The organism is Paraburkholderia solisilvae (genome assembly GCF_902859875.1).
In the GTDB taxonomy this organism is placed as follows: Bacteria; Pseudomonadota; Gammaproteobacteria; order Burkholderiales; family Burkholderiaceae; genus Paraburkholderia; species Paraburkholderia solisilvae.
Genome location: NZ_CADIKF010000043.1, coordinates 23,461 through 50,421, shown reverse-complemented (window position 1 = coordinate 50,421; position 26,961 = coordinate 23,461). Strand labels below are relative to the sequence as shown.

The window sequence follows — 26,961 nt, the reverse complement described above, 5'->3', positions numbered from 1 at the left end:
CGGCCCCGACCGTTTATAATCGTGTGTTTTGCGGGAATCCGTCCCGCTTCATTGATCGCTTCTCTATCGCAGCACCTGCCGAACCAGCCACCGGTATCCACCAGCGCCCGCTATCGTGAGAGTTTTTCGGGGTCTTCCCAATGCCGAAAGCCGCGCGCCTTGCGCGCTCACTATCGGCAACTTCGACGGTGTCCACCGCGGACATCAAGCGTTGCTCGCGCACGTGCGCGCGGCCGCCGATGCACGCGGGCTGCCCGTCTGCGTGATGACCTTCGAACCCCACCCGCGCGAATTCTTCAACCCGGCCGGCGCGCCGCCGCGTATCGCGATGCTGCGCGACAAGCTGGAGGCGCTGCGCATGAACGGCGTCGACCGCGTCGTGGTCGAGCACTTCAACCAGCGCTTCGCGAGCCAGTCGCCGGACGCGTTCGTCGAGCGGATTATCGTCAACGGGCTGCACGCGCGCTGGGTGATCATCGGCGACGATTTCCGCTATGGCGCCAGGCGCGCCGGCGATTTTTCATCGCTGAAAGCAGCCGGTGAGCGCTTCGGCTTCGAAGTCGAGCAGATGCAGACGGTGGCCGATCCATCCGGCGCGCGCATTTCCAGCTCCGGCGTGCGCGCGGCGCTGGTCGCGGGCGACCTCGATGCGGCGCGCGCGGCGCTCGGCCGCGACTATCTGATCAGCGGGCACGTCACGCACGGGCTGAAGCTGGGCCGCGATCTCGGCTTCCCGACGCTGAACCTGCCGATCGCGCACAAGCGCCCCGCGTTGTCGGGCATTTTCGTCGTGCGCGTGCACGGCGTCGAAGCCGAACCGCTGCCCGGCGTCGCGAGCCTCGGTCTGCGCCCGACCGTCGACGATTCCGGCCGCGTGCTGCTCGAAGTGCATTTGCTCGACTGGCATGGCGACGCGTATGGCAAACTCGTGCGCGTCGAGTTTCTGAAGAAGTTGCGCGACGAGGCAAAGTTTGTCGACCTCGAAACCCTGTCCGCGGCCATCGCGCGCGATGTGACGAATGCCCGCGCGTGGTTCGCGGCACTCGGCGCGCCGGGCGCCGTGGCGGAAGGCGCGCCCGGCAGCCGGTCGACGGGCTTCTCGACGTCGGCTACCGACCGAATTAGATAAAACGGCCGCGGTGCGTGCGCGCGGCGCTGCGCGCATCGCCGGGGCCGCCTGCATCGTCAGTACGCGCCGCACACGGCGGCGTCGTGCACACGCCGCACAAGCATCGCGGGCAAACCGGACAGGTGGGAACGAAGGGGGTGAACCGGGGGCGTGAGCCAATCCGGCACAGTCCGCCGGACACACCCGACGGCCCCCCGAGGCACACGAGCCGCGTTGCACCTGTCGCGCGAACCCGCGCCAACCGTATTCATCGCTACGTCACCATGAGCAACAAGAAAGCCGATTCGAAACCTCAAGCCAAGTATCCGGTCAACCTGCTGGATACGCCGTTCCCGATGCGCGGCGATCTGCCCAAACGCGAGCCGCAATGGGTCAAGGACTGGCAGGAACGCAAGATCTACGAGAAGATCCGCGCGGCCAGCAACGGTCGCAAAAAGTTCATCCTGCACGACGGGCCGCCGTATGCGAACGGCGACATCCATCTTGGTCACGCAGTGAACAAGATCCTGAAGGACATGATCGTCAAGGCGCGCAATATGGCGGGCTTCGACGCGGTCTACGTGCCAGGTTGGGATTGCCACGGCATGCCGATCGAAATCCAGATCGAAAAGCAGTTCGGCAAATCGCTGCCGGCCGCCGAAGTGATGCAGAAGGCGCGCGCTTATGCGACCGAGCAGATCGAGAAGCAGAAGGTGGGCTTCCGGCGCCTCGGTGTGCTTGGCGACTGGGACAATCCGTACAAGACGATGAACTTCGCGAACGAAGCCGGGGAAATCCGCGCACTCGCGAAGATCATGGAAAAAGGCTACGTGTTTCGCGGCCTGAAGCCGGTGAACTGGTGCTTCGACTGCGGCTCGGCGCTCGCGGAAGCGGAAGTCGAGTACAAGGACAAGACCGATCCGACGATCGACGTGCTGTTCACCTTCGCGGAGCCCGACAGGACCGCGCAGGCGTTCGGCTTGCCCGCGCTGCCGCGCGCCGACGGCGGCATCGTGATCTGGACCACCACACCGTGGACGATCCCGGCGAACCAGGCGCTCAATGTGCATCCGGAAGTCGTGTACGCGCTCGTCGATACGCAACGCGGCCTGCTGATTCTCGCTGAAGAGCGCGTCGAAGCGTGCATGAAGGACTTCGAGCTGCAAGGCCGCGTCATCGCAACCACGCCGGGCGCGAAGCTCGCGAACCTGCGTTTTCATCATCCGCTGTCGTCCGCACACCCGGGGTATAAGCGCACGTCGCCGGTTTATCCCGGCGACTACGTGACCACCGACACCGGCACCGGTATCGTCCACTCGTCGCCGGCCTACGGCGTCGAAGACTTTGTGTCGTGCAAGGCGCACGGCATGGCGGACTCCGACATCATCAACCCGGTGATGGGCGACGGCCGTTATATCGAATCGCTTGCGCTGTTCGGCGGGCTATCGATCTGGGTCGCGAACCCGAAGATCGTCGATGCGCTGCGCGCGGCCGGTACGCTGTTGCGCAGCGAGAAGTACACGCACAGCTATATGCACTGCTGGCGCCACAAGACGCCGATCATCTACCGCGCGACGTCGCAATGGTTCGCCGGCATGGACGTGAAGCCGCGCGATACGGACAAGACCCTGCGCGAAACCGCGCTCGAAGGCATCGAAGCGACCGCGTTCTATCCGTCGTGGGGCAAGCAGCGCCTGTTCTCGATGATCGCGAACCGCCCGGACTGGACGCTGTCGCGTCAGCGCCAATGGGGCGTGCCGATGGCGTTCTTCGTGCACAAGGAAACCGGCGAACTGCATCCGCGCACGCTCGAGCTGCTCGAGGAAGTCGCGAAGCGCGTCGAGGTATCCGGTATCGAGGCGTGGCAATCGCTCGACCCGCGCGAATTGATCGGCGACGACGCGAACCTGTACGAAAAGAACCGCGACACGCTCGACGTCTGGTTCGATTCGGGCACCACGCACTGGCATGTGCTGCGCGGCTCGCACAAGGATGAACTGCAGTTCCCCGCCGACCTGTACCTCGAGGGCTCCGACCAGCACCGCGGCTGGTTCCACTCGTCGCTGCTGACCGCGTCGATGCTCGACGGCCGGCCGCCGTACAACGCGCTGCTCACGCACGGCTTCACGGTGGACGGCGAAGGCCGCAAGATGAGCAAGTCGCTCGGCAACGGCATCGATCCGCACGAAGTCGCGAATCGCCTCGGCGCGGAAATCATCCGCCTGTGGATCGCGTCGACCGACTATTCGGGCGAGCTCGCGATCTCCGAGGAAATCTTGAAGCGGGTCACCGAAAGCTACCGGCGCATCCGCAATACACTGCGCTTCCTGCTCGCCAACCTGTCGGATTTCGATTTCGCGCAGCATGCGCAGCCGGCCGGCGAATGGCTCGAGATCGACCGCTATGCGGTAGCGCTGACGGCGGCGCTGCAAACCGATATCCTCGCGCACTATGACCGGTACGAATTCCACCCGGTCGTCGCGAAGCTGCAGACGTTCTGCTCGGAAGACCTCGGCGGCTTTTATCTCGATGTGCTGAAGGACCGTCTGTACACGAGCGCGCCAAACTCCGCCGCGCGCCGTTCCGCACAGACCGCGCTGTATCACATCGCGCACGGCTTGCTGCGGATGATGGCGCCGTTCCTGTCGTTCACCGCCGAGGAAGCGTGGCAGGTATTCCAGCCGCACAGCGAAACCATCTTCACCGAGACCTATCACGCGTATCCGATTGTGCCGGACAGCGCCGCGCTGCTCGATAAGTGGACGCTGCTGCGCGCGGTCCGCGGCGATGTGACGAAGGCGCTCGAAGAGGCGCGTGTCGCGAATCTGATCGGCTCGTCGCTGCAGGCTGAAGTCGAACTGCGCGCGAGCGGTGCGCGTTACGACGCGCTCGCGAGTCTCCACGACGACCTGAAATTCGTGCTGATCACGTCGGCGGCAAAAGTCGTCAAGGTGGCAAGCGAGGCGGAAGAAGGCGTCGAGGTGATCGCGTCGACGTATCTGAAGTGCGAGCGATGCTGGCACTATCGCGCGGATGTCGGCGCACACGCCGAGCATCCGACGCTGTGCGGCCGCTGCGTCAGCAATCTGTTCGGCAACGGCGAAGCAAGGAGCGCGGCATAATGTCCAGAAGCCTGTCGAAATCCGCCAGCGGGTCGCTCGCGCCATGGCTCGGCGTCGCGCTGATCGTCATTCTCGCCGATCAGTTGACCAAGATCGCCATTGCGAAAGTGTTCGCGTATGGCGAAGCGCATGTGATCGCACCGTTCTTCAATCTGGTGCTCGTGTACAACCGCGGCGCCGCGTTCAGCTTTCTCGCAATGGCGGGCGGCTGGCAACGCTGGGCGTTTACGCTGCTCGGCATCGTCGCGGCGCTGGTGATCTGCTATCTGCTCAAGCGTCACGGCACGCAGAAGATGTTTTGCACGGCGCTCGCGCTGATTCTCGGCGGCGCGCTCGGCAACGTGATCGACCGGCTGATGTACGGCCACGTGATCGACTTTCTCGATTTCCACGTCGGCCGCTGGCATTGGCCGGCGTTCAATCTCGCCGACAGTGCGATCACGATCGGCGCGGTGCTGCTCGTGATCGACGAATTGCGGCGCGTGCGCGGCGCGCGCTGACGGTGCGATTCGGGGCGGTGCCGGATTTGAGTCGGAGGTTTGCGCCAGGGCGCGCACGTCGCGAATCGACGTCGCGCATTGGCGTCAGGTGAGCGACGCCCCCGGCGTCATGTTTAGTCGGAGACTTCAGGTGGCAAGCAAGCTGACCCATGATGCGCGCGGCGCGTCGACCGTGAAAGCGGCTAACGCTGAAGCCAGCGACCCGCCAACGCGTATCGCCGCCGAAGATTCCGCGGATGTATCCGCGGCCGGCTTCGCGCCTGCCGCGGCGAGCGGTGAACTGGCCGGCAAGCACGTGCTGCTCGGCATGACAGGCGGCATCGCGTGCTACAAGATCGCCGAGCTCACGCGCCTGCTGGTCAAGGCCGGCGCGACCGTGCAGATCGCGATGACCGACGCGGCCACGCAGTTCATCACGCCGGTCACGATGCAGGCGCTGTCCGGCCGCCCGGTCTACACGAGCCAGTGGGACGCGCGCATTCCGAACAATATGCCGCATATCGATCTGTCGCGCGAAGCGGACGCGATCGTAATCGCGCCCGCATCGACCGATTTTCTCGCGAAGCTTGCGCATGGATTAGCCGACGATCTGCTGTCGACGCTTTGCATCGCGCGCGACTGCCCGCTGCTGGTGGTGCCCGCAATGAACCGGCAGATGTGGACCCACCCGGCGACGCAGCGCAACGTCGCGCTCCTGCGCGGCGACGGCGTAGAGGTGCTCGGGCCCGACTCCGGCGCACAGGCGTGCGGCGAAACCGGCGACGGACGCATGCTCGAGCCGGAGGCCACCTACGAGGCAATCGTCTCGTTCTTCCAGCCGAAGATTCTCGCCGGCCGGCGCGTGCTGCTGACCGCCGGCCCGACCTTCGAACCGCTCGACCCGGTGCGCGGCATCACGAACCGCTCGAGCGGCAAGATGGGCTTCGCGCTCGCGCGCGCCGCGCAACAGGCGGGCGCGGACGTGCATATCGTCGCCGGCCCGGTCGCGCTCGATACGCCATGGGGCGTGCATCGCGAAGACGTGCAGACTGCGCAGCAGATGCACGACGCGGTGATGCGCGCAGTGGCGGACTACGACATCTTCATCGGCGTAGCCGCCGTCGCGGACTGGCGCGCGGATCATGTCAGCGAGCACAAGATCAAGAAGACGGCCGACCGTGCGGTGCCGGCGTTCACATTCGTCGAGAATCCGGACATCCTGTCGTCGGTCGCGAATCTGACGCATCCGCCATATTGCGTCGGTTTTGCCGCGGAAAGCGGCGACCTCGACGTGCATGGCGAAGAAAAGCGCGTACGCAAGAATGTGCCGCTGCTGGTCGGCAACCTCGGCCCGTTGACCTTCGGCCTCGACGACAACGAAGTCGCGCTGTTCGAAGCGGCGGGCATCACCCGGCTGCCGCGCGCCGGCAAACAGGCAATCGCGCGTGCGTTGATTGCCGAGATCGCGCGGCGTCTGCCGGACGCGAGCCTGATCGGCTAGGCGCCGGCCGCCGCCCGCTTCGCGTATCGACACTCTGGCTATTTGGGAGCACTGCTGTCATGACGCTACTTTCCGTGCTCGATCAGACGCCCGTGATCGACGGACACTCGGTGGCCGATGCGATTGCCGCAACGGTCGAACTCGCGCAACTCGCCGACGATCTCGGCTACACACGCTACTGGTGCGCCGAGCATCATGGTTTGCGCGGTGTATCGAACCCTTGTCCTGAAGTGATGCTGGCGCGTCTGGGCAGCGTGACGAAGCGCATTCGCATCGGCTCGGGCGGCGTGATGCTGCCGTACTACAGTCCGTTCAAGATCGCCGAGCAGTTCCTGATGCTGGAAGCGCTGTTTCCGAATCGCATCGATCTCGGCGTCGGACGTGCGCCGGGCGGCGACATGCGCACCGCGCAGGCGGTCGCGTCCGGCACGTACAACCGCGGCGATATCTTCCCGCAGCAGGTGGCCGATCTGGTCGGCTTGATGAACGGCACGCTGCCTTCCGACCACCTCGCGTACGGCGTGCTCCTGCAGCCGCAAATCGACACGCGTCCGCAACTGTGGATGCTCGGTTCGAGCGACTTCGGCGGCATGCTGGCCGCGCAACTCGGCATTCGCTTTTCGTTTGCGCACTTCATCAATGCGCATTTCGGGCATACGGTTGCGCACGCGTATCGCGAACGCTTTCAGGCGAGCCATGAAGCGAAACCCTATCTTGCGGCCGCCGTGTTCGTGATCTGCGCGGACACCGAGCGCGAAGCCGCGGAGCTCGAAAAAGCCGTCGATCTGCGTCGCGTACAAATGGCGTATGGGCTGAATGCGCCGATTCCGTCAATTGCGCAAGGTGTCGCGCAGGAGTACGGCGCGCGCGAACAGCTGATCATCGACCGCGAGAAACCGCGCAGCATCATCGGCACGCCGCAGACGGTGACCGAACGTCTGCACGCGTTGCAGGAGCAGTTCGATGCCGACGAACTGATCGTGCTCACCGTCGCAGGCAGTTACGAGGCGCGGCTGCGGTCGTACGAACTGCTCGCCGATGCGTTCGAGCTCGGCCGCTGACCTTGGCCGCCAGGTCGCGACGTTCCTTGTCGAATGATCGAATTCCAATCCGAAACAGCAACCAAACCTGCATGAAACTCGACCTGAAGATTCTCGATGCGCGGATGCGCGACTATCTGCCGGCTTACGCCACGCCGGGCAGCGCAGGGCTCGACCTGCGCGCCTGTCTCGATGAACCGCTCACGCTTCATCCGGGCGATACGGCGCTCATACCGACGGGGCTCGCGGTGCACGTCGGCGACCCCGGCTATGCGGCGTTGATCCTGCCGCGCTCGGGCCTTGGGCACAAACACGGCATCGTGCTTGGCAATCTGGTGGGCTTGATCGACTCGGATTACCAGGGCCAGTTGATGATCTCAACATGGAACCGCGGCCAGACTACATTTGCGCTTAACCCGATGGAACGGCTCGCGCAACTCGTGATCGTGCCGGTCGTGCAGGCGCAGTTCAATATCGTCGATGAGTTTGTCGCGAGCGAACGCGGCGACGGCGGATTTGGGAGTACCGGCAAGCATTGATGATGTTGAGTGGCTCGCCATAAAAAAACGGCGCGGGGTTTTAACCCGCGCCGTTTTACCTTGAAGCGACCCGACTTCAGTCCACTTCGACCGCTTCCGGATTCGGATTACGCGGCGGCAGCGACTGCTCGTCGAAAGTCAGTTGCACTTTCTCTTCCTGATCGACGTCGACCGTGACACGGCCACCGTTCATCAGCTTGCCGAACAGCAGTTCGTCGGCCAATGCGCGACGGATCGTGTCCTGAATCAGACGCTGCATCGGACGCGCGCCCATCAGCGGATCGAAACCGTGTTTCGCGAGATGCGCGCGCAACCCGTCGGTGAAGAGCGCGTCGACCTTCTTCTCATGCAACTGGTCTTCCAGCTGCATCAGGAACTTGTCGACCACGCGCATGATGATCTCTTCATCGAGCGAGCGGAAGCTGATCGTCGCATCCAGACGGTTGCGGAACTCCGGCGTGAACATCCGCTTGATGTCGGCCATTTCATCGCCGGTTTCGCGGCGCGTCGTGAAGCCCAACGTCGACTTCTGCATCGCCTCAGCACCGGCGTTGGTCGTCATGATGATGATCACGTTGCGGAAATCCGCCTTGCGACCGTTGTTGTCGGTCAGCGTGCCGTGATCCATCACCTGCAGCAGCACGTTGAAGATGTCCGGATGCGCCTTCTCGATTTCATCGAGCAACAGCACGCAGTGCGGCTTCTTCGTGACGGCTTCAGTCAGCAGTCCGCCCTGGTCGAACCCGACGTATCCGGGCGGCGCACCGATCAAACGGCTCACCGCGTGACGCTCCATATATTCCGACATATCGAAGCGGATCAGCTCGATGCCGAGCGTGAACGCGAGTTGCCGCGCCACTTCGGTCTTGCCGACGCCGGTCGGGCCGGAGAACAGGAACGCGCCGATCGGCTTGTCGGTCTTGCCCAGACCCGCGCGCGCCATCTTGATCGACGCCGACAGCGCGTCGATTGCCGGATCCTGACCGAACACCACCGCTTTCAGGTCGCGGTCGAGCGTCTGCAGCTTGCTGCGATCGTCCTGCGACACGCTTTGCGCCGGCACACGCGCGATCTTCGAGATGATTTCCTCGATCTCGCCCTTGCCGATGGTCCGCTTCTGCTTCGACTTCGGCAAAATGCGTTGCGCTGCGCCCGCTTCGTCGATCACGTCGATCGCCTTGTCCGGCAGATGACGGTCTGTGATGAAACGCGCCGACAACTCAGCCGCCGCCGACAGCGCACCCGACGAATATTTCACGCCATGGTGCTCTTCGAAGCGCGATTTCAGGCCGCGCAAAATCGCCACCGTCTGTTCGACCGTCGGTTCCGTCACGTCGATCTTCTGGAAGCGGCGCGACAGCGCGGCGTCTTTTTCGAAGATGCCGCGGAATTCCGTGAAGGTCGTCGCGCCGATGCACTTGAGCGTGCCCGACGACAACGCCGGCTTCAGCAGATTCGACGCGTCGAGCGTGCCGCCCGATGCGGCGCCCGCGCCGATCAGCGTATGGATCTCGTCGATGAACAGAATGGCGTGCGGACGCTCCTTCAGTTCCTTGAGCACCGTCTTCAGCCGCTGTTCGAAGTCGCCGCGATACTTCGTGCCGGCAAGCAGCGCGCCCATGTCGAGCGAATACACCTGCGCGTCGGCCAGAATATCCGGTACTTCGCCGCGCGTGATGCGCCATGCGAGCCCTTCGGCGATCGCCGTCTTGCCGACGCCGGCCTCGCCCACCAGCAGCGGATTATTCTTGCGCCGACGGCACAGCACCTGCACGACGCGCTCGACTTCCGCTTCGCGTCCGATCAGCGGATCGATGCGGCCGTCCTTCGCCATCTGGTTCAGGTTCTGCGTGAACTGTGCAAGCGGCGTTTCCTTCTGCGCGGCCGCTTCGTCGGACTCGGCGTTCGAATCGCTGGCCTTCGCCGCATCCGTGCTGTTCGTCTTCGCGATGCCGTGCGAGATGAAATTCACCACGTCCAGACGCGTCACGCCCTGCTGCTGCAGGTAGTACACCGCGTGCGAATCCTTCTCGCCGAAGATCGCGACCAGCACGTTCGCGCCGGTCACTTCCTTCTTACCGTTCGACGTGGACTGCACGTGCATGATCGCGCGCTGGATCACACGCTGGAAACCCAGCGTGGGCTGCGTATCGACGTCGTCCGTGCCGGGCACGGTCGGCGTGTTGTCGTGAATGAAGTTGCGCAGGTTCTGACGCAGGTCTTCGATGTTGGCCGCGCAAGCGCGCAGCACTTCGGCGGCCGTTGGATTGTCCAACAGCGCCAGCAAAAGATGTTCGACCGTTATGAACTCATGCCGTGCCTGGCGTGCTTCCATGAACGCCATATGCAGGCTGACTTCCAGTTCCTGGGCAATCATGCTTCCTCCATCACACACTGCAGCGGATGCCCGGCCTGCCGTGCGTGGGTAACGACTTGCTCGACTTTGGTCGACGCGATGTCCCGCGTGTAGACCCCACAAACTCCCCTGCCTTCGCGATGCACCTTTAGCATAATCTGCGTAGCGGTCTCACGATCTTTATTGAAATATTCCTGCACGACCATCACGACGAATTCCATCGGCGTGAAGTCGTCATTCAACAGTACCACCTTGTACATGGCCGGCGGTTTCAGCTTTTGTTCCTGCCGCTCCAGTACCGTGTTGTCCTGCTTGTCCGGGATAATCGCCATACACCCATTCTAAACAACTCGGACAGGCCCGCAATCCTGTCAAAACCCAACCGGCCGACCAGCCGGCCACAGCCGGTGATCACGTCGGCCGCGGCCCGCGGGCGTTGGCCCGTCGCGCTTGCGCAATGCGCGGGGCCGATCGCGGAACCAGCCCTCCGATACATCCTCTTTCGTTCCAGAGTGCGGCTCATGGCCGCTGTCGAAACGAGTATCGCACAACCTGCGCCAGCGAATGTGAAGCTCGCCCGCGCCGTGCCGGACAGCACGCAGCGGGTAGACTGCAAAGCGCCGCCACAAGCGGCATGTGAGTCGATTATGCGACTTTTCAAGATACGCCGCTTGGGTCACCGCACATAAGAAAAGAAGGAAAAACCCTGGAAATTGGTTCTTTACAACGGCGCACATAGCGTCTCAAAATTTTCTTGACACTCGAATAAAGAGCCTCAACAATCAAGCTGGCACTTTTTTCAACGTGCGGTCTATACGAAAAAATGCCGTTGGTGAGCTTGTGAGGAGGAGCGACTGCATTCTGCGGTCGTTGGGCTTTTCGAGGGCTCGTGTGATTGAGTTACAGGGGAAGTTGGTATGGCAACTGGTACGGTCAAATGGTTCAATGACGCGAAAGGTTTCGGATTCATTACGCCCGACGAAGGCGGTGAGGATCTGTTTGCACACTTTTCGGCTATCCAGATGAACGGGTTCAAGACCCTGAAGGAAGGCCAGAAGGTGAGTTTCGAGGTCGTGCAAGGCCCCAAAGGCAAACAGGCATCGAACATCCAGGCTGCAGCCTGAACCTGTTCGATTCCCGTACCCTTTAAAGAACCCGGCTTCACGCCGGGTTCCTCGTTTTAAAGCCCGACGGCTTTTGAAACCCGGCCTATGCCGGGTTTTTTCTTTGGCGTTTTTCTTCACGGTTCGAGCGTCGGCATCTATATCCGGCGATCAAACCACTTTCAACGTCGCCATCATCCCCAGATCTTCGTGCTCGAGAATATGGCAGTGGAACATCCGCTCGCCGGGCATTTTCTGCACTGTCGCAATACGCACCGTCTCGCCGGGCCGAACATTGACTGTATCGCGCCAGGCGAGAAACGGTTCGGGCATCTTCTTACCCTCCCGCTCGCGCTCGATAATCTGAAACTGCGTGCCGTGCAGATGAAACGGGTGATCCATGTCGGTACGATTTTCGATCGACCAATGCTCGATATCGCCGCGACGGCTCGTCAGCGCAATGCGCGACGCATCGAAGGTCGCGCCGTTGATCATGAATTTCATCCCCGCCGGCATCTCGCTCATCGTCGCGTCGGGCCGGTGCATCGCTGCCATATCCATCTCTTCGGAGAAGACCACGGATTTTTGCGTCGCGACCACCCCTGCCGGCGGCTGCAATGCTTCGATCGGACGCAGTGGTGAAGGAAGCGCGTGCGACGTCGGCGCCGCACCCGCAGCGGCGCCGGCCGGCGCGAAGCGCACGTCGGCGAGTACGCGCGCGGGATCGGGCGTGAGGCTGCCGTGCATGTTGCCGGTTGTCATCGCCATCTTGCGCCGGTCATAGACGGCAGCCGTGAGCGCCGTCTGCGACGGCCACTGGCCCGCGCGCACGATCAGCTCCGCGCGCTCGCCCGGCGCCAGCAGCAATTCGGTCAGTCCGTCGCGCGCGTCACCGAGCAGACCGCCATCGGTGCCGACCTGCGCGAACGGGTAGCTCACGCCAAGCGACAGTCTCAGATAGCGGGCATTGCACCCATTCCAGACTCGCCAGCGCTCGTCGCGCGCGACCACGATGCGCGGCTGCCGCGCGCCGTTGACCAGCACGAACTGGCCTTCGCGGCCGTTCATCCAGTCCATCAGGTCGTTCGGCGCGACTGCCCCGTCCGCGGCCAGTTTCAGGTCCGTGAAAAAGAGATGCCGTTCGGGCCACGCGGCGAGCGGATCATCCGCCGCGCGCACGATGATGGGGCCCGCAAGTCCGCGATACACCTGTCCTGCCGACATCGTGTGTGGATGCGGGTGATACCAATAGGTGCCGGCGCTGCCGCGCGGCAGCGTAAAGCGATAGACGCGCGATTCGCCCGGCGCGACCGGATCGGACGGATTGCCGTCCTGATCGGGCGGGACGGGCAAGCCGTGCCAGTGCACTGTCGACGGTTGCGGCAGGCGGTTCACGAAACGGATTTCAACCGTATCTTCTTCATGCACTTCGATCAGCGGGCCGATGATGGGGCCCTTGGCCGCATCGCCGTAAAGCCAGAATGAGGTCTGCTTGCCGGGCATCAGTTGGCGGCTCACCGGTTGAGCGACGAGCGTCGCGCGGAACGTGCCCGGGTCGCCGCTTTCATTCGCGAGCTTGCGCAGCGGTGCGAGCGGCGCGCCGGCCGGCAGCGCGTTCGGCGAGGCGAGCGCGCTGGCCGCTGGCTGTGCGGCGGGGGACGACATGCCGGGCATACCGGCCATGTTGTGCATGTCGTGCATGTCACCCATGCCTTCCATACCCGGCATGTCGTCCATGTCGTGGCCCGCGTGCTGTGCGAATGCACCGCGCGCGCCCATCGACGCCGCTGCGGACGCGACGGCGGCGCGCAGCGCGTGCGCGAGAAATTGCCTACGAATCATCTGTCTGATTCCTTGTTTATTGCGCGGCGGGCGCGACCGGCGTCCGCTCGCGTGAAATTCGTATGGGTGTGGACAGGCGCGTCGAAGTCATCGGAATTCGATACCGGCCTGAAGCGCAGTCCGCGTTCGTTGGTGACGAAACCTTAGCGCAGCATGCGCCGAACGTGTCTGATTGTCAGACGCGATCGATCGGCGGGCGCACTGGCGGCGCGCGCGTGATGCCGGCGTAGCGCGGCGCGGTGCGTGAATGCGCGAGCCCCTTTGTGCTTGCGTGCGTGGAGAACCGCGAGTTGCCCATCAACGCCGCGCAGTGCGCTCCGCAATCGGTCATACAGCATAAGCAGCAATGATGAGAAGCACGTTGCCGGTCGTCGACAGAAACCAAATGCGCCGGACCAGACGCAGCCGTCTCAACCCGCGCTGCTTCTTCGCTCCGGCCGAGGACTTGCTCGTGCGCGCATATGACGACCAGTCGCAGCGGATCATCGTCGCGCGCATGCGCTCGAGCGCCTTGGGTCGTCAGCATGGCGAGCGACAACACGATCAAGAAGCGCAAAAACGACGTCATTTCCCTGTGGTCGGTAACGGTTCGGGAGAAGGATAGCGCAGGTAGTCGTACCTCGTAGCCGACTGGGCGAATGCCCCTGCGTTGCTGGGCGAACCCGTAATGCCGTTGTTTGCAAAGAAGTACGAGGCTTCCTTTCCGGAGAACCCGGGCGACGTTTTCAAAGGTAAATCGCTTTCCTTCAGTCTCCGCGAACGGTGCAATGTTTCTATGTGATGACACGAATAAAATTCGTTGCTGGGTGGCCTTTTCAAGACGTAAAAGGAATACCGAATGTATGCTATGGGAGCAACTCGAATTTTGCTTCAGCGATATAAAATGAGATAATCCGCCGTTGCTCCTCGAGCCTTGGCCCGAACACAGTTGGAGACCACCCACGGTGCGGGTTTATTTTATTCGCCCGGTATCGAGAAATCATTAAAGGGATTGTTGTGTCATATCGTGGCCTGAACGTCGCGCTTGTCATTCCCTGCTACAACGAGGGTCTGTCGATTGCGCAAGTCGTCCGTGAATTTCGTTGCGCGATGCCCGGCATCGACGTCTTTGTTTTCGACAATAATTCTACCGACGATACAACAGCCATCGCGCGTGCGCACGGAGCGCAAGTCATGCGGGTGACGTTGCAGGGCAAGGGTAACGTCGTGCGCCGGATGTTTGCGGACGTCGAAGCTGACATCTATGTGATGGTCGATGGAGATGGCACCTATCACGCACTATCGGTAACGGCATTGATCGACAAGCTAGTCGACGAGCGACTGGACATGGTGGTGGGTTGCCGCGCGACGCCCCGGGACATCGCGCGCGAGGCGTATCGGCGTGGCCATCAATGGGGAAACCGCTTGCTGACACAAGCCGTCGTTCAGATTTTTGGCGGCCACTTTACCGACATGCTCTCCGGTTACCGCGTATTTACGCGGCGGTATGCGAAGTCGTTCCCAGCACTGTCAAAGGGGTTTGAAATCGAAACCGAACTGACCGTTCATGCACTGGAACTCCGCATGCCGATCGGTGAGATCACAACTCCGTATGGCGCACGCGTGGAAGGGTCGGCGAGCAAACTGTCCACGTTCCGGGATGGCTGGCGGATTCTGAGGACGATTGTCAAACTGTACGTGACGGAACGACCGCTTGCGTTCTTCGGTATCGTTGCGTTGCTGCTTGCGTTGTTGTCGGTCGGGATAACTGTTCCGCTACTGGTTACCTATCTCGAGACGGGACTCGTCGCGAGAATCCCAACGGCTATTCTGTCGGCCGCCATTATGGTTTGCGCTTTGTTGTCACTATTTTCCGGGCTGATTCTCGATAACGTCGCGAGGGGCCGGCAGGAACTCAAGCGGCTCTCGTATCTTTCCGTTCCGGTAAAATCCGCGAGTGAAGAGATACATGAATCAGTTTCGATGCAGCCCGTCGCCAAGGCTGCAGCCCTCTAATACGATTCAGAGTACAAACTATTGAAGTTTTTGCGCCCATTTTTCTGGTTCATACTATCCGGAGTTGCCGGTTTTCTGGTCGACGCGGGAGTGTTATATTGCCTCGCGCCATCGTTGGGACTTTATCTGTCCCGTGTCATCTCCTTTCTGTGCGCGGTATTCACCACGTGGCTGATCAACCGCGCGCTGACCTTTCGATCACTTCATTCTGGGCAATCAACGAGAAAAGAATTCATGATCTACCTTTTCTTGATGCTCGGAGGCGGTGCCGTGAATTATGCGACCTATGTAATATTGATAGCAATTGTCCCGGTCGTTGCGCAACACCCTTTTCTTGGTGTGGGTGGCGGCAGTATTGCTGGAATGTTTATTAATTTCTGCGCGTCCCGCCTTTTTTTATTTAAATACAAACGGTCGTTTGATTCATTATGAAAGCACTAAATTCGGCAAATCGCAGCGGATTTAGCCACCCTCAAAATGACAAGCTCGTCGTATTGTTTGCAACTTTCAATATTATTGTTTGTCTCGCAGGAATTATCAATATCCTGGCCACTTCCAGCGTGCTCACGATCCTGGATGATTCAATTGGCTATCTCTATCCCGCCGCTCATTACATGGATGGGCAGCCTTACGTTCACACAAATGGACGTGGCTTCGTCTTTCCGATGTTCCTGACAATCCTTATGGAGATACATCGATCTCAACGGACTATTCTGATTGCGCAGCATGCGCTCTATTGCATCACGCTGGTTTGCTGTTGGATTGTGATGGTTGTAATATTCAAAAGCATCCAGTTTAAGACCCGCGTAAGCTGGGTGATTTCAGCGATTTTGTTTAGCACCGGCTTTGCCTTATTTTGCTTCAATGGCAGTGCACTGGCCTTAGCTTACACTGTAATGCCCGAGCCGCTTTATTCGGCCCTTCTTACGCTGGTAATTTTGCTGATTGCGATGCATTTTTCGACGAAAAAGTCGACGGCAAAAAAATGGACTTTGCTATCGCTTGCCTTTTTGGGAGCAGTTATCCCTCTCGTCAAACCTCATTTTATTTTGTCCGCAGTTGCGACCCCGCTTACCGTCGCTATCAATTCGAAAAAGACGTCTCGGAAAGCAGCTTTTGCCATCGCGATGGCTGGATTGTTTCTAGTCACTCCCCTCTACCTGTTTGAGAAGACACTCCAAAAAAAGTATGATTTCGCCGTTAGCACGACATTTGGTCCTGAAACGCTATTTTGCAATAACGCGGACATTGTCTACAGATATTTGAACCAAAAGCAACCGCAAACAAATATCCCACTACAGCTTGAATTGAAAAAAATTCTCGACGCGGGTCCAGGTTGGTGGGTATTAAACGGTTTTAACGGTGACAAATGTATGTACGGGCCGGCCGCAGAGATCCTGAGTACGACATTTCACAAAACCCCGGTCGCAGCAAGTGAATTTTTCATTCAAACATATATTCAATCAGCCCTATATTCACCTACTATCGTCGCCAATAGAATCGGCACGCAGTTCTCATACCTGACAAGTTTTCCGTTGTCAGCCAAGGACGCGCCAACTCCCATTAACTGTAATATTGTTTCCGAAGGCGTAAAACTCGGATCCCTGTTTGCAACTCTTCATGATGAATGCATGCGAGATCTAGGCAAAAACACAAGCTTTCGAACCATCGATCCCGACGTATTTAACGCACTATTTGTCATCCTGATACCGCTGGCGGCCGTAACTCTGTTTGTGTGCATGCTTTCTCGAAAAGCGCGCGCACATATACCAATGGAAATTCGGGCGACCTTCATTTCGCTTTTTTCAATCTACGTATCCACCAATCTTCTCATTGCGCTTGTACACACTTTCGACATTGAACGGTACATCGCCATGCAGGCGCCGCTCATGGTTTGCCTTTTCGCATCCTCGATCGCCGTCGTGGTATCCGCTGCGCAAGCGATCCTGAACTGGACGCCGCCACCACTGACCAGTCGCGCCTAGCCGCATCTGATAAAAAGCACACACAAACAAAAACCCCGGCGCACCTGACATGTGCCGGGGTTTTGCTCAATACCTCAAAAACTACACTGCTTACATATTCTCAATCATCACCTGCCCAAAGCCCGAGCACGACACCTGCGTCGCGCCTTCCATCAGACGGGCGAAGTCATACGTCACGCGCTTCTGCAGAATCGACTTTTCCATCGACGCGATAATCACATCCGCCGCTTCGGTCCAGCCCAGATGGCGCAGCATCATTTCCGCCGACAGAATTTCCGAACCCGGGTTCACATAGTCCTTACCCGCGTACTTCGGCGCAGTGCCGTGCGTGGCTTCGAACATCGCGACCGAATCCGACATGTTCGCACCCGGCGCGATACCGATACCGCCGACTTGCGCAGCCAGTGCATCCGAGACGTAATCGCCGTTCAGGTTCAGCGTCGCGATCACGTCGTATTCAGCCGGACGCAGCAGGATCTGCTGCAGGAACGCGTCCGCAATCACGTCCTTCACGACGATCTCGCTACCCGTCTTCGGGTTCTTGAACTTCATCCACGGACCGCCGTCCACCAGCTCCGCGCCGAATTCCTTCTGCGCAAGCGCATAGCCGTAATCACGGAACGCGCCTTCGGTGAACTTCATGATGTTGCCCTTGTGCACCAGCGTAACCGAGCGGCGATCATTGTCGATCGCGTACTGGATAGCCTTGCGCACGAGACGCTCAGTGCCTTCCTTCGACACCGGCTTCACACCGATCGCCGACGTTTCCGGGAAGCGGATCTTCTTCACGCCCATTTCTTCGCGCAGGAACTTGATGACCTTCTTCGCCTGCTCCGATTCCGCGGCCCACTCGATGCCCGCGTAAATATCTTCCGAGTTCTCGCGGAAGATCACCATGTTGGTCTTCTCCGGCTCACGCACCGGCGAAGGCACACCCTTGAAGTACTGCACCGGACGCAGGCAGACATACAAATCGAGTTCCTGACGCAGCGCGACGTTCAGCGAGCGGATACCGCCGCCGACCGGCGTCGTGAGCGGGCCCTTGATCGACACCACATATTCCTTCACCACCGACAGCGTTTCTTCCGGCAGCCACACATCCGGACCATAGACCTTGGTCGCCTTCTCGCCGGCAAACACTTCCATCCAGTGGATCTTCTTCTTGCCGCCATACGCCTTCGCGACCGCCGCATCGACGACCTTGATCATCACCGGCGTGATATCGACACCGGTGCCGTCGCCTTCGATGTACGGGATGATCGGCTGGTCGGAAACATTGAGCGAGAAATCCGCGTTGACGGTGATCTTGTCACCGCCCGTCGGAACCTTGATGTGCTGATACGCCATGATCGGACTCCAGTAATGGCTGTGCTGGTGAAATCAGATGGGGAGACTGCGAAACCGGGGCGCTCGTCGTACACGCAGGCCTGACGCCCATGAGCGGCCAAGCCGCTATTCTAGCCCACCGCGGCGCCCGGAGGCTTCGACGGGAAGGCTGGCATCCACGAACGCGCAATGTCTTAGGTCTTATATAAGACAAAAGACTGAGCGGTGCGTATTATGCATTAATATCCGGCCATTTGCCACGGTGCGCCTTGCAGCTTATCGCTTGCGACGTACCGCAGCGCGTCCTTTCGCCGCAGAAAATTTACGCATGACGCTGCTCGCCCTGAATAAGCCCTACGGCACGATCTGCCAGTTCTCCCCGCATGACACGCGCGCGTCGCTCGCAGATTGGGTGCGCGTGCCGGGCGTCTATCCCGCCGGGCGGCTCGACTCGGATAGCGAAGGCCTGCTGCTGCTCACCGACGATGGCGCGCTTCAGGCGCGCATTGCCGAGCCGCGTCACAAACTTGTCAAACGCTACTGGGCGCAAGTCGAAGGCACGCCGCGCGACGCGGACCTGAAAGCGCTCGCGCGCGGCGTCGATCTCGGCGACTACGTGACGCGTCCGTGCCGTGCCGCATTCGTCGCGCCGCCCGACACGCTGTGGCCGCGCAACCCGCCGATTCGCCATCGCGCGGCAATTCCGACCGCCTGGATCGAACTGTCCATCACCGAGGGCAAGAACCGGCAAGTGCGCCGGATGACCGCCGCCGTGGGCTTTCCGACGCTGCGCCTCGTGCGCGTCGGCGTCGGCGCGCTCGATGTCTTCTCACTCGGCCTCGAGCCCGGCGACACGCGCGAACTGCCCGCCCGCGCGCCGTGGGACGGACTCGCGTAAGCGCACCCGCGTCGCGCAGCATGCGCGCGTGGATCGTCTAAGTCGTTGTACCGGCAAGCATTTCAGCGCCCTTCGCCGGCCTGAGCACAGCACTTGCCTCCGGCCATCGCGCGATGTGACAAAAATTCACAAAGATTTTCGTCAACCGCCGCGCGACACCACGCGTTACACGCGCAGATGCCGACCGGGCTATCCGGCATTCGGCCCTGCCGGGCCTTCGCGTCATCCTGCAAACCCGCTGCCGCGCTCGCGCGGGTCTCGCAAGCTCGCAGCCGTCTCGCGAAAGTTTCCATCGAAATTTCTGTGAAGCGGCTGTCAACCGAAAGGTGGATGACACGTTGAACGACATGACTCGACCAACGGGTCATTTGGTTAATTAACTAAAGCTGAGGATTCACAAAATGAACAAACTGATCGCCGCTCTGGTCGCTGGCCTCTTCGCAACGGCAGCATTCGCACAAGCTTCGGCACCGGCTGCTGACGCAGCAGCTCCGGCTTCGTCGGCTCACAAGGCAACGAAGAAGCACGCACACAAGAAGTCGTCGAAGAAGGCTGCTGCGGCTGCCGCTGCTTCGGGCGCTTCGGAATAAGTTTGAAGAGATAACGCAGTCAAGAACACGGTTGTACCTGCCGTTCTTACGGCGTTGAAAGGCAGATTGCCGCGAGGCTATCTGCCTTTTTCTTTTTCGACGCGCTCGCGTAACATTCGCGATTCATCTTCAGCAAGGAGTTCCGTCGTGCGATTCAACCCGCGCTCGCTATGGGCGAATTTTGCGGCACGCTGTGCGCTTGCCGTTGCGTTGTCGGTCGTCGCGCTGTCGTTTGCCGCCTTGCCGGCGCGCGATGCGTTCGCGCAGATTCCACCCGGCGCGAAGCAGCCCGGCGACTTCCCTCGCGCGAAACTGACCGCCGGCATGTTCGTGATCGACGCCGGCGTCGCCGCGAACGATCCTGACCGCGAACAGGGCCTGATGTACCGCACCGAACTCAAGCCGAACGAAGGCATGCTGTTCGTCTTCAACGAGAACGCGGTGCACTGCTTCTGGATGAAGAACACGTTGATCCCGCTGTCCATCGCATTTATCCGCGCGGACGGCACGATCACCGATATCGACGAGATGCAGGCCGAAACCACCAACAACCATTGCCCACGCAATAACGGCGTCTACGCGCTCGAGATGAGCAAGGGCTGGTTCGAGTCGAAGGGCATCAAGCCCGGCACGAAGATTCAAGGGTTGCCGCAACCGCAGTGACCCGGCGGCGACGGTCGCGGCCATCTCGCGCGGCGTGAGCGGTTCGCGATTCGAGCGAACCGGCGCCGCGCGCCGCATCGCCACCGCGCAATCGCGGTAAGCGCGGTAAGCGCGGTAAGCGCGGTAAGCGCGGTAAGCGCCTTCATCCTCCCGCAAAAGCCGGCTTGCGTACCCATCCGTGCAAGCCGGTTTTCTGCATCCGCACGGCGCGCAGCACCGCAGCGCTCGCATCATCGCGTTGCACGACGACATCCACGCGATTTGCCGCACGCGCGCTTGCGCTTTGCCGCGGCGCGGAAGATTCAAGCAAAAGGCGATCCGACACGCTATCCTTGTAGTCTCTGCCAGTCGCGCCGCAGCCGACCGGATAGGGTGGTCACCCGCCCGGCGGACAAGAGGCGGCGCGCTATTCCATGGAGGTTCACGTGCCCCGCAAGACTCCCATCGAGCGCTATCGAAACATTGGGATTAGCGCTCACATCGATGCCGGCAAAACTACCACCACCGAGCGCATCCTTTTCTACACCGGCGTGACTCACAAGATCGGCGAGGTTCACGACGGCGCGGCGACGATGGACTGGATGGAGCAGGAGCAGGAGCGCGGCATCACGATCACGTCGGCCGCGACGACGGCCTTCTGGAAGGGCATGGCCGGCAATTATCCGGAGCACCGGATCAACATCATCGACACCCCTGGCCACGTCGACTTCACCATCGAAGTCGAGCGCTCGATGCGCGTGCTCGACGGCGCGTGCATGGTGTACGACTCGGTCGGCGGCGTGCAGCCGCAGTCGGAAACCGTCTGGCGTCAGGCGAACAAGTACAAGGTGCCGCGCATCGCGTTCGTCAACAAGATGGACCGCGTCGGCGCGGACTTCTTCCGCGTGCAGCGGCAAATCGGCGAGCGCCTGAAGGGCGTCGCGGTGCCGATCCAGATTCCGATCGGCGCCGAGGAGCATTTCGAAGGCGTGGTCGACCTCGTGAAGATGAAGGCGGTCGTCTGGGACGACGAGAGCCAGGGTATCAAGTTCGAGTACCGGGAAATCCCTGCGAATCTCGTCGATCTCGCGCACGAATGGCGCGGCAAGATGGTCGAGGCCGCGGCCGAAGCGGACGAAGTGCTGCTCGAAAAATACCTCGAAGACCACGAAAGCCTGACCGAAGAAGACATCAAGGGCGCGCTCAGAAAACGCACGATCGCCAACGAGATCGTGCCGATGCTGTGCGGCAGCGCGTTCAAGAACAAGGGCGTGCAGGCAATGCTCGACGCGGTGATCGACTATCTGCCGTCGCCGGTCGACGTGCCCGCCATTCTCGGCCACGACGAAAACGACAACGAAGCGGAACGCCATCCGAGCGACGACGAGCCATTCTCGTCACTCGCGTTCAAGATCATGACGGACCCGTTCGTCGGCCAGCTGATCTTCTTCCGCGTGTACTCGGGCGTCGTCGAATCGGGCGATACGGTCTACAACGCGGTGAAGGAAAAGAAAGAACGCCTCGGCCGCATCCTGCAGATGCACGCGAACGAGCGCAAGGAAATCAAGGAAGTGCGCGCGGGCGATATCGCGGCGGCCGTCGGTCTGAAGGAAGCGACCACCGGCGACACGCTGTGCGACCCGAACCACGTGATCATCCTCGAGCGGATGATCTTCCCGGAGCCGGTGATCTCGCAGGCCGTCGAGCCGAAGACCAAGGCCGACCAGGAAAAGATGGGCATCGCGCTCAATCGTCTCGCGCAGGAAGACCCGTCGTTCCGCGTCGCCTCCGACGAGGAATCCGGCCAGACGATCATCTCCGGCATGGGCGAGCTGCACCTCGAAATCCTCGTCGACCGGATGAAGCGCGAGTTCGGCGTCGAGGCAACCGTCGGCAAGCCGCAGGTTGCGTATCGCGAGACGGTGCGCATCAAGGTCGAAGGCGTCGAAGGCAAATTCGTCAAGCAGTCGGGCGGTCGCGGCCAGTACGGCCACGCGGTGATTTCGCTGGAACCCGATCCCGGCAAGGGCTATCAGTTCATCGACGCGATCAAGGGCGGCGTGATTCCGCGCGAATTCATCCCCGCGGTCGACAAGGGCATTCAGGACACGTTGAAGGCCGGCGTGCTCGCGGGCTATCCGGTAGTCGACGTGAAGGTGACGTTGACCTTCGGTTCGTACCACGATGTCGACTCGAACGAAAACGCGTTCCGGATGGCCGGCTCGATGGCTTTCAAGGATGCGATGCGCAAAGCGAAGCCGGTGCTGCTCGAACCGATGATGGCCGTCGAAGTGGAGACGCCGGAAGACTTCATGGGCAACGTGATGGGTGACCTGTCCGGCCGGCGCGGCATGGTGCAGGGCATGGAAGACATCGCGGGCGGCGGCGGCAAGCTGGTGCGCGCCGAAGTGCCGCTCGCGGAAATGTTCGGCTACTCGACGTCGTTGCGCTCGCTCACGCAAGGCCGCGCGACGTACACGATGGAGTTCAAGCACTACGCCGAAACGCCGACCAACGTGTCCGAAGCGATCATCAACGCGAAGCAGAAGTAACCGGCACTGAATGTCTTGCCGGACCTGTCGAAGCCCGTTCGTTCCGAACGGGCTTTTTCTTTGCGCGCACGAACAGTCCGCTTCGATGCGAGCCATTTTTGACCATGCCAGAATGACTGGCAGCGCGCCCGCCGCGCCAGCGTAAGGAGACAACTCATGAGCCACGACCACGACAACCCGCAGCAACCGGCGCACGGTGCACACGACAAGCCAGTCGACTGGCGCGAGCACGGCGTGAAAGTGATCCGCGGCGACCAGCTCGATACGAACACCGCACAAACGCCGGGCATGAACCGCGCGGCCGCGATCAACGCGGCACGCGTCGGCGCGCAGAAAATCTGGGCCGGCACGGTGACGATTCACCCGAATGCGAAGACGGGCGCGCATCATCACGGCGCGCTCGAAAGCGTGATCTACGTGGTGCGCGGCCACGCGCGGATGCGCTGGGGCGAGCACCTCGAGTTCACCGCGGAAGCGGGCCCGGGCGACTTTATCTTCGTGCCGCCGTATGTGCCGCACCAGGAAATCAATGCGAGCACCGACGAGCCGCTCGAATGCGTACTGGTGCGCAGCGACAACGAGGCCGTCGTCGTGAATCTGAATATCGATGCGGTCGAAAAGCCGGAAACGGTTTACTGGGTCGATCCGATCCATAAACATCCGCATCAACACTGACCTCAGCGCCCTTTTTTCATGACGCCGACCGCCACGCCGCGCCCAAGCCCGCCGACACGCAAACTCGTCATCCTGTATGCGGCGTTGATAGCCGCGAATCTCAGCGCATGGGCGTGGGCGCTGATCGCGTTCCGCCACTATCCGCTGCTGCTCGGCACCGCGCTGCTTGCGTACGGCTTCGGTCTGCGTCATGCGGTGGACGCCGACCATATCGCGGCAATCGATGCGGTCACACGCAAGCTGATGCAGCAGGGCAAGCAGCCGCTCGGCATCGGCCTCGCGTTTTCGCTCGGCCACTCGACCATCGTGATCGCCGCGACGATCGGTATCGCGCTCACTGCGCTATCGTTGCATGGCCGCTTCGACGAATTCAAGGCGGTCGGGGGCACGGTCGGCACGCTGGTATCGTCGACCTTTCTGCTGGTGCTGGCGGGCGTGAATCTCGCGATCCTGCGCGACGTATGGCGCCGCTACCGGCACGCGCAGCATGGCGGCGGCGACCCCGACGCCGTGCACGCCAGCCATCGAGCCGCGGCACACGCGGCCGCGCCGGGCGGACTGCTGTCGCGTGCGCTCAAGCCGCTCTTTCGCGTCGTCACGAAAAGCTGGCACATGTATCCGGTCGGCGTGCTGTTCGGCCTCGGCTTCGACACCGCGACTGAAATCGGCCTGCTCGCAATCGCCGCCGCAGAGGCCAGCAAAGGCCTGCCGCTGTATTCGATCCTCGTGTTTCCGGCGCTCTTCACCGCCGGCATGACACTCGTCGACTCGACCGACAACGTGCTGATGGTCCACGCGTATGGCTGGGCAATGGACGATCCGAAACGCAAGCTCTACTACAACGCGAGCATCACGTTCGTCTCGGCGCTGGTCGCGATCGTGATCGGCGGCATCGAAGCGCTCGGCCTCATCGCCGACCGGTTGGGCTTGTCCGGCGGCGCATGGGACGCCGTCGCCGCGGTCAATGCGCGCTTCGGCATGCTCGGCTATACGATCGTCGCCGCGTTCATGGCGTGCTGGATCGGCTCGATCCTGTTTCACCGCTGGCGGCGCGCGCCGGCGCCGCAATGAAACCGCACTGAGGCCGAACTTAATCCAGGCCGAGGCCGAGCGACGAAATCACCGTGCAGCCGGGCCGCCTCACGCGTTGAACGCACCGGCGTCGCAACGCCGGTTCCGGCGCCATCGCCGAAGCGCCAACCCCGCCCGCCACCCTATCGTCGCCCTGCCACCATCCGACGCCATCACCCGAACGAGCGCCGATCGTTGTCAACGCGAGACAGGCCCCGGCGCCGCCACAGCGGTTCGCCGCGGCAAACGCGCCGAACCTCCAGGCAATCGCTTACACTCAACGCTCATCCATCGTCGCAGTACCGCTCGCACCGCCGCGCGGCCACGGGTCGCCCAGTCGCGCATGGCGCTCAACAGAACGAACCGGACTATCCATCGATGAAGACCCCCGCGGACCTACCGTACCTGCAGCGTTTCCCGCATCTGCGCCGGGCCCTCGACCGCGCCAGGCAAGGCGCCGATCCGTACGGCAATCACGCGATCGACGAATTCGTCGCGGGCCGCCTGTCACGCCGCGAACTGCTGCGCTACGCAAGCGCGATCGGGCTTTCGCTCGCGGGCACCTGCCTTTTCGCCCCCCGCGACGCGCGTGCGCAAGGTGCACCGGGTGCACCGGGTGCACCAAACGCGACGATCCGCGTGGCGCATCTGATGCCGGCCGGCGCGGTCGATCCACTCACCGTTACCGACGCCGGCAGCCTGGCGCTGCTGAACCAGACCGGCGAATTCCTGCTCGACGACGACAGCGAAAAGCTGATGCTGCGGCCCGCGCTCGCGCTGTCGTGGAAGCCGAACGCGAAGGGCGACGTGTGGACCTTCAAACTGCGCCAGAACGTGAAGTTCACGAGCGGCGAAGCGTTCACCGCGAAAGACGTGGCCGCGACCTTCGATCGCCTCGCCGATCCGGCAAGCGGCTCGGCCGCGCTGTCGGTCTTGAAGGGTGTGTTGTCCAAAGGCGGCACGAAGGTCGTCGACGATCAGACCGTCGAATTCCATCTCGACGCGCCGACCGGCAATTTCCCGTACTACGTTTCGTCGGACAACTACAACGCGATCATCCTGCCGGCGAGCTACACCGGCAATTACGAAAAGACCTTTATCGGCACCGGCGCATTCAGGCTGGAGAAGTATCAGCCGAAGGTTGGCGCGTCGTTCGTGCGCAATCCCGACTACTGGGGCGAAAAGGCGTTGCCGGAACGCGTGCAGTTCGTGTTCTACGCAGACCAGCAAGCACAGATTCTCGCGCTGCAAGGCCACCAGGCGGACGTGATGGGCACCTTCACCGTGCAGGGCGGACTGGGCCTGCTGAATAACCCCGATTTCAAGGTGATCGGCGTGAAGTCGAGCGCGCACCGCCAGATTCACATGCGCAACGACAGCCCGCAGTTCAGGGACAAACGTGTCCGGCAAGCGATGGCGCTGTCGATCGACCGCGACGTGATCGTCCGCGGTCTGTTTCGCGGCCGCGCGCAGGTCGGCAACGACAGCCCGTTCGCGCCGGTGTTTGCCTGTTCGGACACGGGCGTGCCGCAACGCAAGATCGACGTCGCGAAAGCGAAGCAACTGCTCGCGCAGGCGGGCGTGCCGAACGGCTTCGACATCACGCTCACCACCGAAAAGTACATGGAGCTGCCGGACCTTGCGGTGGTCGTGCAGAACTACGCGAAAGCGATCGGCGTACGCATCAATCTGAAGGTCGAGAGCCAGTCGATGTACTACGGCGCAGGCGTGCCGGGCAAATCCGACTGGCTCGATGCGCCGCTCGGCATCACCGACTACGGCGCACGCGGCGTGCCGAACGTGTTCCTGAAGGCGCCGTTGACGAGCACGGGTACGTGGAATGCTGCGCATTTCCGGAATCCGCAGTACGACAGGCTCGTTGCGAATTTCGACGCTGCGCTCGACATCACATCGCAAAAGCGCGTTGCTGCGCAAATCCAGACGCTATTGCTCGATGAAACGCCGGTGATCATTCCATTCTTTTACGATCAGTTGATTGCAGCACGGGCCAAACTGAACGGCGTGCGCTTCACCGCGCTCGCACAGCTGTATTTCGATCGCGCGGTGATTGCCGCGTAACGAGGTAACGCCTTCGATCCTGCTGCCGGATTGGCTGGAACCGCATGCACTGCTGCAC

General features: G+C 61.5%; 22 protein-coding genes. 17 read left to right on the top strand and 5 right to left on the bottom strand.

Annotated elements, in window-relative coordinates; all coding sequences use genetic code 11:
- Window positions 1-115: 115 nt before the first annotated feature.
- The 6 genes from HV675_RS23435 to dut all read left to right on the top strand — a co-directional run bounded on the left by HV675_RS23435 (window position 116) and on the right by dut (window position 7,789).
- A complete protein-coding gene (locus HV675_RS23435) occupies window positions 116-1,129 on the top strand; it encodes a bifunctional riboflavin kinase/FAD synthetase (RefSeq protein WP_175113648.1) in 1,014 nt (337 codons plus the stop codon).
- 263 nt (window positions 1,130-1,392) lie between these two features.
- Window positions 1,393-4,230 carry an isoleucine--tRNA ligase gene (gene ileS, locus HV675_RS23430; protein WP_175113646.1) on the top strand — a complete coding sequence of 946 codons (2,838 nt, stop codon included), beginning with the start codon at window positions 1,393-1,395 and terminating at the stop codon, window positions 4,228-4,230.
- On the top strand, window positions 4,230-4,730 hold the full coding sequence (lspA, locus tag HV675_RS23425) for a signal peptidase II (RefSeq protein ID WP_175113644.1): 501 nt from the start codon (window positions 4,230-4,232) through the stop codon (window positions 4,728-4,730). The genes ileS and lspA overlap by 1 nt, the downstream gene beginning before the upstream one ends.
- A gap of 280 nt (window positions 4,731-5,010) precedes the next feature.
- A complete protein-coding gene (gene coaBC, locus HV675_RS23420) occupies window positions 5,011-6,210 on the top strand; it encodes a bifunctional phosphopantothenoylcysteine decarboxylase/phosphopantothenate--cysteine ligase CoaBC (protein WP_281364118.1) in 1,200 nt (399 codons plus the stop codon).
- Between the two features lie 59 nt (window positions 6,211-6,269).
- Complete coding sequence (locus HV675_RS23415) at window positions 6,270-7,271, top strand: LLM class flavin-dependent oxidoreductase (RefSeq protein ID WP_175113640.1); 1,002 nt, start codon at window positions 6,270-6,272, stop codon at window positions 7,269-7,271.
- Between the two features lie 71 nt (window positions 7,272-7,342).
- Window positions 7,343-7,789, top strand: coding sequence for a dUTP diphosphatase (gene dut / locus HV675_RS23410; RefSeq protein WP_175113638.1), 447 nt, complete (start codon window positions 7,343-7,345; stop codon window positions 7,787-7,789).
- A gap of 76 nt (window positions 7,790-7,865) precedes the next feature.
- Here dut and clpA read toward each other — a convergent pair whose 3' ends face one another.
- Window positions 7,866-10,166, bottom strand: coding sequence for an ATP-dependent Clp protease ATP-binding subunit ClpA (gene clpA, locus HV675_RS23405; RefSeq protein WP_175113636.1), 2,301 nt, complete (start codon window positions 10,164-10,166; stop codon window positions 7,866-7,868).
- On the bottom strand, window positions 10,163-10,477 hold the full coding sequence (gene clpS / locus HV675_RS23400; RefSeq protein ID WP_175113634.1) for an ATP-dependent Clp protease adapter ClpS: 315 nt from the start codon (window positions 10,475-10,477) through the stop codon (window positions 10,163-10,165). Before clpS ends, clpA begins: the two co-directional genes overlap by 4 nt.
- 585 nt (window positions 10,478-11,062) lie before the next feature.
- On the opposite strand from clpS, the gene cspD reads away from it, so the two are divergent.
- Complete coding sequence (gene cspD, locus HV675_RS23395; RefSeq protein ID WP_017776809.1) at window positions 11,063-11,269, top strand: cold shock domain-containing protein CspD; 207 nt, start codon at window positions 11,063-11,065, stop codon at window positions 11,267-11,269.
- Window positions 11,270-11,419: 150 nt separating this feature from the next.
- Here the strand turns inward: cspD and HV675_RS23390 are convergent, their stop codons facing one another.
- Window positions 11,420-13,090: a multicopper oxidase family protein gene (locus tag HV675_RS23390; protein ID WP_175113632.1), complete on the bottom strand. Its 1,671-nt coding sequence runs from the start codon at window positions 13,088-13,090 to the stop codon at window positions 11,420-11,422.
- A 175-nt stretch (window positions 13,091-13,265) separates the two neighbouring features.
- Complete coding sequence (locus HV675_RS23385) at window positions 13,266-13,658, bottom strand: hypothetical protein (RefSeq protein WP_175113630.1); 393 nt, start codon at window positions 13,656-13,658, stop codon at window positions 13,266-13,268.
- Between the two features lie 428 nt (window positions 13,659-14,086).
- Between HV675_RS23385 and HV675_RS23380 the strand changes: the two genes are divergently transcribed.
- The 3 genes from HV675_RS23380 to HV675_RS23370 are packed head-to-tail and all read left to right on the top strand — an operon-like array spanning window position 14,087 to window position 17,070.
- Window positions 14,087-15,085 carry a glycosyltransferase gene (locus tag HV675_RS23380; RefSeq protein WP_175113628.1) on the top strand — a complete coding sequence of 333 codons (999 nt, stop codon included), beginning with the start codon at window positions 14,087-14,089 and terminating at the stop codon, window positions 15,083-15,085.
- 21 nt (window positions 15,086-15,106) lie between these two features.
- Window positions 15,107-15,517 (top strand): GtrA family protein, encoded by a 411-nt coding sequence (locus tag HV675_RS23375; protein ID WP_175113626.1) that lies wholly within the window; start codon window positions 15,107-15,109, stop codon window positions 15,515-15,517.
- Complete coding sequence (locus tag HV675_RS23370) at window positions 15,514-17,070, top strand: hypothetical protein (RefSeq protein ID WP_175113625.1); 1,557 nt, start codon at window positions 15,514-15,516, stop codon at window positions 17,068-17,070. Before HV675_RS23375 ends, HV675_RS23370 begins: the two co-directional genes overlap by 4 nt.
- Window positions 17,071-17,160: 90 nt before the next feature.
- Here the strand turns inward: HV675_RS23370 and icd are convergent, their stop codons facing one another.
- Window positions 17,161-18,417, bottom strand: a complete 1,257-nt coding sequence (icd, locus tag HV675_RS23365) for an NADP-dependent isocitrate dehydrogenase (RefSeq protein ID WP_175113623.1) — start codon at window positions 18,415-18,417, stop codon at window positions 17,161-17,163.
- 307 nt (window positions 18,418-18,724) lie between these two features.
- On the opposite strand from icd, the gene HV675_RS23360 reads away from it, so the two are divergent.
- The 7 genes from HV675_RS23360 (at window position 18,725) to HV675_RS23330 (ending at window position 26,903) form a co-directional block, all read left to right on the top strand.
- Window positions 18,725-19,294 carry a pseudouridine synthase gene (locus HV675_RS23360; protein WP_175113621.1) on the top strand — a complete coding sequence of 190 codons (570 nt, stop codon included), beginning with the start codon at window positions 18,725-18,727 and terminating at the stop codon, window positions 19,292-19,294.
- 401 nt (window positions 19,295-19,695) lie between these two features.
- Window positions 19,696-19,884, top strand: coding sequence for a hypothetical protein (locus HV675_RS23355; RefSeq protein WP_175113620.1), 189 nt, complete (start codon window positions 19,696-19,698; stop codon window positions 19,882-19,884).
- A 147-nt stretch (window positions 19,885-20,031) separates the two neighbouring features.
- Complete coding sequence (locus tag HV675_RS23350) at window positions 20,032-20,547, top strand: DUF192 domain-containing protein (protein ID WP_175113618.1); 516 nt, start codon at window positions 20,032-20,034, stop codon at window positions 20,545-20,547.
- A gap of 425 nt (window positions 20,548-20,972) precedes the next feature.
- Window positions 20,973-23,078 (top strand): elongation factor G, encoded by a 2,106-nt coding sequence (gene fusA, locus HV675_RS23345; protein ID WP_175113615.1) that lies wholly within the window; start codon window positions 20,973-20,975, stop codon window positions 23,076-23,078.
- Between the two features lie 156 nt (window positions 23,079-23,234).
- The gene (locus tag HV675_RS23340) at window positions 23,235-23,753 is read left to right on the top strand and encodes a cupin domain-containing protein (RefSeq protein WP_175113613.1); all 519 of its coding nucleotides are present in this window, start codon (window positions 23,235-23,237) and stop codon (window positions 23,751-23,753) included.
- Window positions 23,754-23,771: 18 nt separating this feature from the next.
- Entirely contained in the window at window positions 23,772-24,824 is a 1,053-nt protein-coding gene (locus tag HV675_RS23335; RefSeq protein WP_175113611.1) for a HoxN/HupN/NixA family nickel/cobalt transporter, read from the top strand.
- 378 nt (window positions 24,825-25,202) lie between these two features.
- Complete coding sequence (locus tag HV675_RS23330) at window positions 25,203-26,903, top strand: ABC transporter substrate-binding protein (RefSeq protein WP_175113609.1); 1,701 nt, start codon at window positions 25,203-25,205, stop codon at window positions 26,901-26,903.
- The last annotated feature ends 58 nt before the right edge of the window (window positions 26,904-26,961 follow it).

Bases quoted from the DNA above. Each gene is read 5' to 3' on its own strand.
- HV675_RS23390 (WP_175113632.1), bottom strand. From the start codon at position 13,090: ATGATTCGTAGGCAATTTCTCGCGCACGCGCTGCGCGCCGCCGTCGCG.
- HV675_RS23385 (WP_175113630.1), bottom strand. From the start codon at position 13,658: ATGACGTCGTTTTTGCGCTTCTTGATCGTGTTGTCGCTCGCCATGCTG.
- HV675_RS23340 (WP_175113613.1), top strand. From the start codon at position 23,235: ATGAGCCACGACCACGACAACCCGCAGCAACCGGCGCACGGTGCACAC.
- cspD (WP_017776809.1), top strand. From the start codon at position 11,063: ATGGCAACTGGTACGGTCAAATGGTTCAATGACGCGAAAGGTTTCGGA.
- clpA (WP_175113636.1), bottom strand. From the start codon at position 10,166: ATGATTGCCCAGGAACTGGAAGTCAGCCTGCATATGGCGTTCATGGAA.
- clpS (WP_175113634.1), bottom strand. From the start codon at position 10,477: ATGGCGATTATCCCGGACAAGCAGGACAACACGGTACTGGAGCGGCAG.
- HV675_RS23330 (WP_175113609.1), top strand. From the start codon at position 25,203: ATGAAGACCCCCGCGGACCTACCGTACCTGCAGCGTTTCCCGCATCTG.
- HV675_RS23335 (WP_175113611.1), top strand. From the start codon at position 23,772: ATGACGCCGACCGCCACGCCGCGCCCAAGCCCGCCGACACGCAAACTC.
- HV675_RS23370 (WP_175113625.1), top strand. From the start codon at position 15,514: ATGAAAGCACTAAATTCGGCAAATCGCAGCGGATTTAGCCACCCTCAA.
- HV675_RS23415 (WP_175113640.1), top strand. From the start codon at position 6,270: ATGACGCTACTTTCCGTGCTCGATCAGACGCCCGTGATCGACGGACAC.
- lspA (WP_175113644.1), top strand. From the start codon at position 4,230: ATGTCCAGAAGCCTGTCGAAATCCGCCAGCGGGTCGCTCGCGCCATGG.
- dut (WP_175113638.1), top strand. From the start codon at position 7,343: ATGAAACTCGACCTGAAGATTCTCGATGCGCGGATGCGCGACTATCTG.
- HV675_RS23355 (WP_175113620.1), top strand. From the start codon at position 19,696: ATGAACAAACTGATCGCCGCTCTGGTCGCTGGCCTCTTCGCAACGGCA.
- ileS (WP_175113646.1), top strand. From the start codon at position 1,393: ATGAGCAACAAGAAAGCCGATTCGAAACCTCAAGCCAAGTATCCGGTC.
- icd (WP_175113623.1), bottom strand. From the start codon at position 18,417: ATGGCGTATCAGCACATCAAGGTTCCGACGGGCGGTGACAAGATCACC.
- HV675_RS23360 (WP_175113621.1), top strand. From the start codon at position 18,725: ATGACGCTGCTCGCCCTGAATAAGCCCTACGGCACGATCTGCCAGTTC.